Below are 11,506 nucleotides of genomic sequence, written 5' to 3' on the forward strand. Positions count from 1 at the left end.
TCCAAGCCCCATGCCGTGATCTGCTCAATTCCATTTCCGTACAGGAGGCCGACCATGTCTCTCATCCATGAAATCGACTACGGCACTCCCGCTTCTACATCCGAGGTGATGGTGACGCTCACCATCGATGGGCAGCAGATCAGCGTGCCGGAGGGCACCTCGATCATGCGCGCTTCGATGGAGGCCGGCATCGAGGTGCCGAAGCTCTGCGCCACCGACATGATCGATGCCTTCGGTTCCTGCCGGCTCTGTCTCGTCGAGATCGAGGGCCGCAACGGTACGCCGGCCTCCTGCACGACGCCGGTGGCGGCCAATATGGTGGTGCACACGCAGACAGGACGGCTGAAGGATATCCGCCGTGGCGTGATGGAACTCTATATCTCCGACCATCCGCTCGACTGTCTGACCTGTGCAGCCAACGGTGATTGCGAATTGCAGGATATGGCGGGCGCCGTCGGGCTGCGCGACGTGCGCTATGGCTATGACGGCGACAACCACGTCAGGGCGCGCAACCATGGCGAGATCAATCTGAAATGGACGCCGAAGGACGAAACCAATCCCTATTTCACCTTTGACCCCTCCAAATGCATCGTCTGTTCGCGCTGCGTGCGCGCCTGCGAAGAGGTGCAGGGCACCTTCGCGCTGACGATCGAGGGGCGTGGTTTCGGCTCCAAGGTTTCCTCGGGTGCGCATGAAGCCTTCATCGATTCCGAATGCGTCTCCTGCGGGGCCTGCGTACAGGCCTGCCCGACGGCGACGCTGACGGAAAAGTCGGTGATCGAGATCGGCCAGCCCGAACATTCGGCCATCACCACCTGCGCCTATTGTGGCGTCGGCTGTTCCTTCAAGGCGGAAATGCGCGGCGAGGAACTGGTGCGCATGGTGCCGTGGAAGGACGGCCAGGCCAATCGCGGCCATTCCTGCGTCAAGGGCCGTTTCGCTTACGGCTATTCCACCCACAAGGACCGGATCCTCAACCCGATGATCCGCGAAAAGGTCGGCGATCCCTGGCGGGAGGTAAGCTGGGACGAGGCCTTCGCGCATGTGGCGTCGGAGTTCCGCCGCATCCAGTATCAATACGGTCGCGACGCGATCGGCGGCATCACTTCCTCGCGCTGCACCAACGAGGAAACTTATCTGGTGCAGAAGCTGGTGCGGGCCGGTTTCGGCAACAACAATGTCGATACCTGCGCCCGCGTCTGCCACTCGCCGACCGGCTATGGCCTAGGCCAGGCTTTCGGCACCTCGGCGGGCACCCAGAATTTCGACAGCGTCGAACAGTCCGATGTCGTCGTCATCATCGGCGCCAACCCGACCGACGGCCATCCGGTATTCGCCTCGCGGTTGAAGAAGCGGCTGCGCCAGGGGGCCAAGCTCATCGTCATCGATCCGCGCCGCATTGATATCGTCCGGTCGCCGCATGTCGAGGCGTCCTACCATCTGCCGCTGAAGCCCGGCACCAATGTCGCCGTCATGACCGCACTGGCGCATGTGATCGTCACCGAAGGGCTCTATGACGAGACCTTCATCCGCGAGCGCTGCGACTGGTCGGAATTCGAGGACTGGGCCGCCTTCGTCGCCGAACCGGCGCACAGCCCCGAGCAGACCGAGATCTTCACCGGCGTGCCGGCAGCGGATCTGCGCGGCGCGGCAAGGCTCTATGCCAAGGGCGGCAACGGCGCGATCTATTACGGTCTCGGCGTCACCGAACACAGCCAGGGTTCGACCACGGTTATCGCCATCGCCAATCTGGCGATGGCGACCGGCAATATCGGCCGTCCCGGCGTCGGCGTGAATCCGCTGCGCGGCCAGAACAACGTGCAGGGCTCCTGCGACATGGGTTCCTTCCCGCACGAACTGCCGGGCTACCGGCACATTTCCGACGATGCGACACGGGATATCTTCGAAAAGCTCTGGGGCGTGAAGATCAATAACGAGCCCGGCCTGCGCATTCCGAACATGCTGGACGCGGCGGTCGACGGCTCCTTCAAGGGCCTCTACGTCCAGGGCGAGGATATTCTCCAATCCGATCCCGATACGAAGCATGTCGCGGCCGGCCTTGCGGCGATGGAATGCGTCGTCGTGCAGGATCTGTTCCTCAACGAGACCGCCAATTACGCTCATGTCTTCCTGCCAGGCTCGACCTTTCTCGAGAAGGACGGCACCTTCACCAATGCCGAGCGCCGCATCAACCGGGTGCGCAAGGTGATGACGCCGCGCAACGGCTATGGCGACTGGGAGGTGACCCAGAAGCTTGCTCAGGCCATGGGGCTCGACTGGAATTACGCCCATCCGTCTGAAATCATGGACGAAATTGCCGCAACGACGCCGAGTTTCGCCCTGGTGTCCTACGATTACCTCGAGAAGATGGGCTCGGTGCAGTGGCCATGCAACGAGAAGAACCCGCTCGGCTCGCCGATCATGCATGTCAACGGCTTCGTGCGCGGCAAGGGCAAGTTCATCCGCACCGAATATGTGGCGACCGACGAGCGTACCGGGCCGCGCTTCCCACTGCTGCTCACCACCGGCCGCATCCTCAGCCAGTACAATGTCGGGGCGCAGACGCGGCGGACCGAGAATGTCGTCTGGCATGCGGAAGACAGGCTGGAAATCCATCCGCATGATGCCGAGCAGCGCGGCATTCGCGATGGCGACTGGGTGAAGCTCGTCAGCCGCTCCGGCGACACCACGCTGAGATCGCTGATTACCGATCGTGTTGCACCGGGCGTCGTCTATACGACCTTCCATCATCCTAATACGCAGGCGAACGTCATCACCACCGACTTTTCCGACTGGGCGACGAATTGCCCTGAGTATAAGGTGACGGCGGTGCAGGTTTCGCCCTCCAACGGGCCGAGCAACTGGCAGATGGAATATGACGAGCAGGCACGGCAATCGCGCCGCATCGCCGGCAAGCTCGAGGCAGCGGAGTGAAAATGCGGGGGTGGTTTGGCAAGAAGGGATTTGCATCATGACCTTCCAGACTACCGCCCGTGCTCCCGAAACCGCCCGCCACAACGGCCTCATGCATTCCGGCTCGCGCATCGTGCCGGAAGAAGTGCCGATCGCCTTTTCCTATGGCGGCAGCTCGCATGCGGTGATGATGGCGACGCCCGATGATCTCGAGGATTTCGCCGTCGGTTTCAGCCTGACCGAAGGGATTATCACCGAACGCACCGAGATAGCGGCCATCGAGATCGTCGAAGGCGAGCAGGGGATCGATGTGCAGGTGAGCCTTGTCGACGACGTCGCTGATCGGCTGCGGGCACGACGCCGCAGCATGGCGGGGCCGGTCGGCTGCGGGCTCTGCGGCATCGAATCGATCGAGCAGGCGGTGCGGCCGGTGCCGGATGTCTCGGCATCGCCGCTGACGCTGTCGCATGCCGATATCGTACGCGCCGTTTCGCTGCTGAACGAAGCGCAGCCGCTGCATCGCGAGACGCGAGCGGTGCACGGCGCCGGCTTCTATCTTCCGGCCAAGGGATTGCTTGCCGTGCGCGAAGATGTCGGACGGCACAATGCGCTCGACAAGCTCTGCGGCGCCGTCATCGACGCTGGCGAAAACGGCCGGAACGGCGCCGTCGCCGTGACCAGCCGGCTCTCGGTCGAGATGGTGCAGAAGGCGGCGATCCTCGGTTCACCCGTGCTCATCGCCATTTCAGCGCCGACGGCTCTTGCCATCCGAACGGCCGAAGAGGCCGGCATGACGCTCGTCGCCCTGGTGCGCGGCGAGGATTTCGAGATTTTCACCCGCCCGCACCGCATCTCGCCTGGAAGCATCGCCGATGTCGCATGATACCAAGACCAAGCTTGTCTATATGGCAAACCAGATTGCCACCTTCTTCAAGAGCCAGCCGGCAAGCGAGGCCGTGGAAGGGGTCGCCAATCATATCAACAAATTCTGGGAGCCGCGTATGCGGCGGCAATTGTTCGAAATTCTCAACAAGGAGGAAAACGGCCTGGATGCCCTCGTGCTGCAGGCCGCTCCCTTGATCCGCAAACCTGAGCCGGAAGCACAACAGATCCGGTAATCCGAAGTTGGCGCATGCCGGAAAGGGCAGCAGCTTGCTGCCTACGGCTATGCCAGCGATAGAATTTAAATCGATTTAAAATAGAAAAAATGGAATTTAAAGTGGTACAGCGTCCTTTGCGCTCCTGAAAAGACGGCAGCGATCCAATCACAGCAAGGTCTGAAACAAGGAGGAGTTGTTCATGACTGCAGCGGAAACACGTACGGACGGAGCGGTGGCAGGCTCGGGCCTGCTCGATCGTGAAAGGATCGTCGCGAAACCCGGTTTTAACAGGTGGCTGGTGCCGCCGGCCGCGCTCGCCATCCATCTCTGCATCGGCATGGCTTATGGTTTCAGCGTCTTCTGGTTGCCGCTGTCGAAGTCGCTCGGGATGACCGCCCCGACCGCTTGCCCCGATCTGACACTCGCCTCGGCGCTGTTTACCACCACCTGCGACTGGCGCGTTGCCGACCTCGGCTGGATCTATACGCTGTTCTTCGTTCTGCTGGGCTCGTCGGCCGCCATCTGGGGCGGCTGGCTGGAGCGGGCCGGTCCGCGCAAGGCGGGCGTCGTTTCCGCCTGCTGCTGGTGCGGCGGCATCGTGCTTGCCGCTGTCGGTGTCATCACCCATCAGCTCTGGCTCATGTGGCTCGGCGCCGGTGTCATCGGCGGCATCGGTCTCGGGCTCGGCTACATCTCGCCGGTCTCGACGCTGATCAAATGGTTTCCCGACCGGCGCGGCATGGCGACCGGCATGGCGATCATGGGCTTCGGCGGCGGCGCGATGATCGGCGCTCCGCTTGCCAACTTGCTGATGAATGCCTTCAAGACCGATACCTCGGTCGGGGTCTGGCAGACCTTCATCGTCATGGCGGTCATCTATTTCGTCTTCATGATGGGCGGCGCCTTCGGCTATCGCATTCCGCCGGCCGGCTGGCGGCCGGAAGGCTGGACGCCGCCCGCGGCCAAGAGCACGATGATCACGACCAAACATGTGCATCTGCGCGATGCTCACAAGACAAAGCAGTTCTGGCTGATCTGGGCGGTGCTCTGCCTCAACGTTTCGGCCGGCATCGGGGTTCTCGGCATGGCGTCGCCGATGCTGCAGGAAATCTTCGCCGGCTCGCTGATCGGCCTGCCGGATGTCGGTTTCGCGCAGCTCGACGCCGGCCAGAAGGCGTCGATCGCCACGATCGCCGCGGGTTTTGCCGGCCTGCTGTCGCTCTTCAATATCGGCGGGCGGTTCTTCTGGGCGTCGCTCTCCGACAAGATCGGCCGCAAGAACACCTATTACTGCTTCTTCATCATCGGCATCGCGCTTTATGCGCTGGCGCCTAGCCTCGCCGGTATGGGCAACAAGGCGCTGTTCGTTCTCGCCTTCGGCGTCATTCTGTCGATGTATGGCGGTGGTTTTTCGACCATCCCGGCCTATCTCGCCGATATTTTCGGCACGCAATTCGTCGGCGCCATCCACGGGCGGCTACTGACGGCCTGGGCAACGGCTGGCATCGTCGGTCCCGTCGTCGTCAACTATATCCGCGAAGCGCAGATCGCCGCCGGCGTTGCTCCCGGTCCGAGCCTCTATACCGGCACGATGTACATCCTCGCCGGCATGCTGGCCCTCGGCCTTGTTGCCAATTCACTGATCAGGCCGCTTTCGGACAAATGGTTCATGTCCGATGGTGAGGTCGCTGCGCTGCAGGCGAAGTCGGCGGCCGTCAATGCCGGGCCGACCGGCTCCTTCGGCATCGGCACGGGTGGGCTGGACGCCAAGGCGATGCTTGCCTGGGCCGTCGTCGGCATTCCGCTGCTCTGGGGTGTCTGGGTAACGCTGAAGGCGACCTTCGCGCTGTTCGGGTAAAGATATCAAAGCGCGCCGCATGGGCCTCATGCGGCGCGCTTCTTCCTCGCTACGCAGAAATAATCGCGAGCTATGGGGTGTGGCTCAGAACTCTTCCCAGCTCCGCGCGGTTGCAGCGGCAGCGCCGTGCGCCTTGCCGACACGCGAAACGAGATGCAGCGCCGGCGAGCCTGCCTGTCTCGCTTCCAGCCTGCCGGCGGTTTGAGGCCCGGCCTGGGTGCGGGTCTGACCGGGCAGTCGGAATCGTGCCAGCAGGACCCGCAGCGTTTCGGCTTCCGTTGCCAGGCTGTGGCTGGCGGCGGTGCTCTCCTCGACCATGGCGGCATTCTGCTGGGTTGCCTGGTCGAGCGAATTGACCGCCTGGTTGATTTCCTTGAGACCGGTTGCCTGTTCCCGTGAGGCTTCGACGATGGCGACGACATTGCCGTTGATATCGCCGACCTGGGTGACGATCTCCTCGAGCGCCTTACCTGTCTGGCCGACGAGGCCGACGCCGTTCTTGACGAGGTCGCTCGACGTATTGATCAGCGCCTTGATCTCCTTGGCGGCCTTGGCGGAGCGCTGGGCGAGCTCGCGGACTTCCTGGGCCACCACTGCAAAACCCTTGCCGGCTTCGCCGGCGCGGGCGGCTTCGACGCCGGCATTCAGCGCCAGGAGATTGGTCTGGAAGGCAATATCGTCGATGACACCGATGATATTGGTGATTTCGCGCGAGGACTGCTCGATCTGGTCCATGGCGGCGACGGCGTTGCGGACCACGACGCCCGACTGCTCGGCGCCCTGCTTTGTCACAGCGACAAGGCGGCCCGCCTCATCGGCGCGGCGGCTGGAATCGTTAACGGTGGTGGTGATCTCCTCCAGCGCGGCAGCGGTCTCTTCGATCGACGCGGCTTGCTGTTCCGTACGCTTGGAAAAGGAGTCCGCCGATGTACCGATCTCGCTCGACCCGGCGGCGATCGCAATGGCATTCTCGCCGATGGTCTTCATCGTATCGGCAAGACCTTTGACCGCGGTGTTGAAGTCGTGCCGCAACTGCTCCATCGAGGGGACGAAGGGCGTATCCACCGTCTTCGTCAGATCACCTTCGGAAAGCTGGCGCAGCGCGCCGCCGAGCAGGGAGATCGCGCTCATTCGCTGGGTGACGTCGGTTGCGAACTTCACGACTTTGTAGACTTTGCCGTTGGCATCGACGATCGGGTTATAAGCTGCCTGGATCCAGATTTCGCGGCCGCCTTTGCCGAAGCGGACGAATTCGTTGGCAATGAATTCGCCATTGCCAAGACGCTGCCAGAAGCTGCTGTATTCCTCCGTGCGGGTGTGGGCCGGGTCGCAGAACATGCTGTGATGTTTGCCGGCGATTTCGGCCAGCGAATATCCCATGGCCTGGCAGAAATTCTCGTTCGCGGTCAGGATCTCGCCCTTTGGGGTAAATTCGATTACCGCCTGCGAGCGCGAGATCGCCTCAAGCTTACCGGAATCCTCGACCGCCTGCTTCTTCGCGGCTGTGATATCGGCGGCGAATTTCACCACCTTGAACGGCTTTCCGCCTTTGGAAACGGGATTATAGGACGCCTGGATCCATATTTCCCTATTGCCTTTGGCGAAGCGCTTATAGGCGCCGGCGTCATATTCGCCGCGTCCGAGCCGCGCCCAGAAGGCGCGATATTCGGGCGTCGCCGCATAGGCCGGCTCGCAGAACATGCTGTGGTGCTTGCCGACGATCTCGTTGAGGCGATAACCAAGCGCTTTGCAGAAATTCTCGTTCGCCGTGAGAATATTGCCGTTGAGATCGAATTCGATGATCGCCTGCGACTTGGAGATGGCGTCAAGAATGTATTTCGAATCGGAGGCTAGACCAAACATTCTTGTCCCTTTGAGATGCACAGCTTGCGCTGTTCGGCTGGAGAAGCGAAGGGGCTGGCGAGGTATGCCGGTGCAGGGGACAACCGGTCTCCGGTTATCACTCCTCTATACCGGAGACTTATCATCCGTATGCTTCACGACCATACTGAGGGAGCGTGGTTAATTTAGCGTATAAAAGCTATTGCTAATAATATGATGTGATACGGATGAACGCGGCGATTTACCTCAGACGCGCAAAAAACCGCCCGGGACGGGCGGTTTTCAACTCTTCGAATTGCTTGATGGCGATCAGGCCGCTAGTTCATCCGTCTCGTTTTCCTTGAACATCTTGGCAAGGTTCAGGAAGCAGATCATGCCATTTTCCGAGGCGATGATGCCTTCGCAATAGGCGCGGTCGAAGGAGGCTGTCACTTCGGGCACCGGTTGGACCTGGCTGGAGGAGATGGTGAGAATATCCGAGACGCGGTCGACGAGCATGCCGATGACCATGCTGTGAACTTCGGCGACGACAATGGCGCTGCGTTCGTTGGCGACGGTGCTCTTCATGCCGAGCTTATAGGCAAGATCGATAATCGGGATGACCGAGCCGCGCAGGTTCATGACGCCGATGACATCGGCCGGCGCATGCGGGATCGGCGTCGACGGCGCCCAGCCGCGAATTTCGCGAATGGTCGTGGTCTTGACGCAGAATTCCTGATCATGCAGGCGGAAGGCAATGATTTCGAGCGTATCGCCGCTGAAGCTAGTGGAATTGATCGTGGTCATAGAATTCTTCCCAACTGTCGTAAGCCAGGGCAGAAGCGGGCGCGCCACCATTGGCGCGGACGAGCTTTGCCTTCACACCACGCGATGGCTTTGCGCTCGGCCAAGCATCGTTACGGTTATCGACGACATTAGCGGAAGAGTGTTGCCCAAATCTAAATCGGGAACCGGATTTGCGGAGGTTTCGTGCTCGATTCACCTCAGCTTATGGTCTTTTCGATCTGCGAGACCGCCCAATCGACCTGCTCCCTCGTGATAACCAGCGGCGGAGCGAGGCGAATCGTATGGTCGTGCGTGTCCTTGGCGAGCAGGCCGCGTTCCTTCAGCGCATGACAATATTGCCGCGCGCCGCCGGCTTCGGGTTCCAGTTCGACAGCCATCATCAGGCCGCGGCCGCGCACCTCCCGGACGATGTTCGAGCGGATCGACCTGAGGCCTTCGAGGAAATAGTCGCCCATATCAGCGGCGTTCTCGATCATACCCTCTTCCGTCAGCACCTTCAGCGCCGCGCGCGCCACCGCGCAGGCGAGCGGGTTGCCGCCGAAAGTGGAGCCATGCTGGCCGGGCTTCAGCACCCCCAGTACCGCGGAATTGGAAAGCACCGCAGAGACGGGATAGAAGCCGCCGGACAGCGCCTTGCCGATCAGCGTCACATCGGCCTCGATGCCTTCATGTTCCTCCGCCAGCAGCTTGCCGGTGCGGCCGAGGCCGGTCTGGATTTCGTCGAGGATGAGGGTGACGTTGTTATCCGTGCAGAGCTCGCGGATGCGGGTGAAATATCCTGCCGGCGGGATGATGACACCGGCTTCCCCCTGGATCGGCTCGATCAGGGCGGCGACCGTATTGCTGTTGATGGCCGCCTCGAAGGCCTCGGCATCGCCGAAGGGAATGGTGCGGAATCCCGAGGTGTAGGGGCCGAAACCGGTGCGGGCGTCGGGATCGGTGGAGAAACTGATGATGCTCAGCGTCCGGCCATGGAAATTATCGGCGCAGACGATGATCTCGGCCTGGCCTTCCGGTACACCCTTGACCTCGTATCCCCATTTGCGCACCGCCTTGATGGCGGTCTCCACCGCTTCCGCGCCGGAATTCATCGGCAGGATCTTGTGCGATCCGGTGAGCGCGGCGAGCTCTTCATAGAGATAAGCGAGCTGATCGTTGCGGAAGGCGCGGGAGGTGAGCGTCAATCTGCCCGCCTGCTCGACCATGGCGGCAAGGATTTTCGGGTGACAATGGCCCTGGTTGACGGCGGAATAGGCCGAGAGGCAATCGAGATAACGATTGCCGTCGGTATCCCAGACATGAACACCTTCGCCGCGCGTCAGCACCACGTCGAGCGGCTTGTAGTTGTGGGCGCCGAGACGTTGTTCGGTGGCGATCAGTTTTTCCGAAGTGTTCATGGTTCTTTCCCTCTAGATCATGATGCCGATAAGTGAGTTCCAGGCGGCGCGTGCCTTCTACGCGGCACGGGTTGGGCGATCGAAGATGCGGCGGCCGAAGAGGCTTGCCGTCAGCTCCACTAGGACGCGGGCGCTCTTGCCGCGATCGTCGAGAAACGGATTGAGTTCGACGAGATCGAGCGACGAGACGAGGCCGCTGTCGGACAGCATTTCCATCACCAGATGCGCCTCGCGGAAGGTCGCGCCGCCGGGCACCGTAGTGCCGACGCCGGGGGCAATTTCGGGATCAAGGAAATCGAGGTCGAGGCTGACATGCAGCAGGCCGCTCGCCTTGGCGACCACATCGAGGATCTCACGCATGATGGCGCCGATGCCCTGCTCGTCGATCGCGCGCATATCGAAGACGTTAACGCCGTGTTCGTGGATTTCCTCGCGCTCACGCGCATCGACCGAACGGATGCCGACCTGGAAGACATTCTTCGGGTCGACGAAGGCACGATCCCTCGGCAGGATCTCGGCGAACTCCGCCTCGCCACAGAAGAAGGCGACGGGCATGCCGTGAATGTTGCCGGATGGCGAGGTGGCGGGAGAGTTGAAATCGGCATGTGCATCGAGCCAGAGCACGAAAAGCGGGCGGCCTTTGCCGGCGGCGTAACGCGCCATGCCGGAGACGCTGCCCATGGAGAGGCTGTGGTCGCCGCCGAGGATCAGCGGAAAGCGACCCGAGGCGGCGACATCATGGACGCTGCTTTCGAGCGCCCGCGTGAAGGCGCCGACGATTCTCAGATTATGGGCCTTCGGATGATTCGGCAGATCCATCGCCGGTACGATCCTGAGATCGCCGAGATCGGCGACGTCGTGGCCAAGCTCGATCAGCGTCTGATCGACGCCGGCGATGCGCAGGGCCGCCGGGCCCATGGCGGCGCCCCTGCGGCCGGAACCTTCTTCCAGCGGCGCGCCGATAAGTGTGACAGATTGCGATTGGGCATTCATTCGAGGGCTCCGTGGTGAGGCCGTTTTGGCCGATAGTGGGATAAAGGGCTGACGGCAAAAAGATGGAAAAGTGTCAGAAATGGATTATGATTGCGCAATATGATAAACCTATTTTGACAAAGTGATCAGCGTGGACGATCTCGATACCGAGCTCCTGAGTGCGCTTCGCCACAATGCCCGGATTTCCGTCTCCTCGCTTGCGGCGATGACGGGCGCTTCGCGGGCAACGGTTGCCGCCCGAATCGACCGGTTGGTCGCCGGCGGCACCATCGTCGGCTTCACCATCCGCACCGGTCATGAGACGCGGTCCGCCGGGGTGCGTGCCATCGTCATGATCGAGGTGCTCGGCAAACTCGCCGACAGGGTGGCCGATCAGCTGCGCGGCCTGCCGCAGGTCCGCGCCCTGCACAGCACCAATGGCAAATGGGATTTCGTCGCCGAACTCGAGGATCGCGACCTTGCCTCTTTCGATGAGACGCTACGCCGTATTCGGCTGATCAACGGCATCAACTCGACCGAGAGCAATATTCTACTGAAGACGAGCAAGACGGGGTTTTAGGACATTGTCGTGCGAGACGCCGGCTGAGGAATCGGCGAACCAGCCCCTCATCCGCCTG

General features: G+C 61.7%; 9 protein-coding genes. 5 read left to right on the forward strand and 4 right to left on the reverse strand.

Annotation, left to right across the window (positions count from 1 at the left end; genetic code table 11):
- Window positions 1-54 precede the first annotated feature (54 nt).
- The 4 genes from fdhF to MF410_RS20925 all read left to right on the forward strand — a co-directional run bounded on the left by fdhF (window position 55) and on the right by MF410_RS20925 (window position 5,871).
- Window positions 55-2,934 (forward strand): formate dehydrogenase subunit alpha, encoded by a 2,880-nt coding sequence (gene fdhF / locus MF410_RS20910; protein ID WP_097624872.1) that lies wholly within the window; start codon window positions 55-57, stop codon window positions 2,932-2,934.
- Window positions 2,935-2,971: 37 nt separating this feature from the next.
- Window positions 2,972-3,796: a formate dehydrogenase accessory sulfurtransferase FdhD gene (gene fdhD / locus MF410_RS20915; RefSeq protein ID WP_239620017.1), complete on the forward strand. Its 825-nt coding sequence runs from the start codon at window positions 2,972-2,974 to the stop codon at window positions 3,794-3,796.
- Entirely contained in the window at window positions 3,786-4,031 is a 246-nt protein-coding gene (locus MF410_RS20920) for a formate dehydrogenase subunit delta (protein ID WP_097624870.1), read from the forward strand. Before fdhD ends, MF410_RS20920 begins: the two co-directional genes overlap by 11 nt.
- Window positions 4,032-4,212: 181 nt before the next feature.
- Window positions 4,213-5,871 (forward strand): OFA family MFS transporter, encoded by a 1,659-nt coding sequence (locus tag MF410_RS20925; RefSeq protein WP_097624869.1) that lies wholly within the window; start codon window positions 4,213-4,215, stop codon window positions 5,869-5,871.
- A gap of 84 nt (window positions 5,872-5,955) precedes the next feature.
- Here MF410_RS20925 and MF410_RS20930 read toward each other — a convergent pair whose 3' ends face one another.
- The 4 genes from MF410_RS20930 to rocF form a co-directional block, all read right to left on the reverse strand.
- On the reverse strand, window positions 5,956-7,734 hold the full coding sequence (locus MF410_RS20930; protein WP_097624868.1) for a PAS domain-containing methyl-accepting chemotaxis protein: 1,779 nt from the start codon (window positions 7,732-7,734) through the stop codon (window positions 5,956-5,958).
- Window positions 7,735-8,022: 288 nt separating this feature from the next.
- Window positions 8,023-8,499, reverse strand: coding sequence for a chemotaxis protein CheW (locus MF410_RS20935; RefSeq protein WP_003567163.1), 477 nt, complete (start codon window positions 8,497-8,499; stop codon window positions 8,023-8,025).
- A 197-nt stretch (window positions 8,500-8,696) separates the two neighbouring features.
- The gene (gene rocD / locus MF410_RS20940) at window positions 8,697-9,896 is read right to left on the reverse strand and encodes an ornithine--oxo-acid transaminase (RefSeq protein WP_097624867.1); all 1,200 of its coding nucleotides are present in this window, start codon (window positions 9,894-9,896) and stop codon (window positions 8,697-8,699) included.
- A gap of 57 nt (window positions 9,897-9,953) precedes the next feature.
- On the reverse strand, window positions 9,954-10,889 hold the full coding sequence (rocF, locus tag MF410_RS20945) for an arginase (protein WP_097624866.1): 936 nt from the start codon (window positions 10,887-10,889) through the stop codon (window positions 9,954-9,956).
- 121 nt (window positions 10,890-11,010) lie between these two features.
- On the opposite strand from rocF, the gene MF410_RS20950 reads away from it, so the two are divergent.
- Window positions 11,011-11,448, forward strand: coding sequence for an Lrp/AsnC family transcriptional regulator (locus tag MF410_RS20950; RefSeq protein WP_012559170.1), 438 nt, complete (start codon window positions 11,011-11,013; stop codon window positions 11,446-11,448).
- Window positions 11,449-11,506: the final 58 nt, after the last annotated feature.

It is taken from the genome of Rhizobium sp. C104 (assembly GCF_022354505.1).
Taxonomy (GTDB): domain Bacteria; phylum Pseudomonadota; class Alphaproteobacteria; order Rhizobiales; family Rhizobiaceae; genus Rhizobium; species Rhizobium redzepovicii.

What these genes read in the sequence shown, in the direction of transcription:
- MF410_RS20925 (WP_097624869.1), top strand. Translation starts at nt 4,213, where the DNA reads ATGACTGCAGCGGAAACACGTACGGACGGAGCGGTGGCAGGCTCGGGC.
- MF410_RS20930 (WP_097624868.1), bottom strand. Translation starts at nt 7,734, where the DNA reads ATGTTTGGTCTAGCCTCCGATTCGAAATACATTCTTGACGCCATCTCC.
- fdhF (WP_097624872.1), top strand. Translation starts at nt 55, where the DNA reads ATGTCTCTCATCCATGAAATCGACTACGGCACTCCCGCTTCTACATCC.
- fdhD (WP_239620017.1), top strand. Translation starts at nt 2,972, where the DNA reads ATGACCTTCCAGACTACCGCCCGTGCTCCCGAAACCGCCCGCCACAAC.
- MF410_RS20920 (WP_097624870.1), top strand. Translation starts at nt 3,786, where the DNA reads ATGTCGCATGATACCAAGACCAAGCTTGTCTATATGGCAAACCAGATT.
- MF410_RS20935 (WP_003567163.1), bottom strand. Translation starts at nt 8,499, where the DNA reads ATGACCACGATCAATTCCACTAGCTTCAGCGGCGATACGCTCGAAATC.
- rocD (WP_097624867.1), bottom strand. Translation starts at nt 9,896, where the DNA reads ATGAACACTTCGGAAAAACTGATCGCCACCGAACAACGTCTCGGCGCC.
- rocF (WP_097624866.1), bottom strand. Translation starts at nt 10,889, where the DNA reads ATGAATGCCCAATCGCAATCTGTCACACTTATCGGCGCGCCGCTGGAA.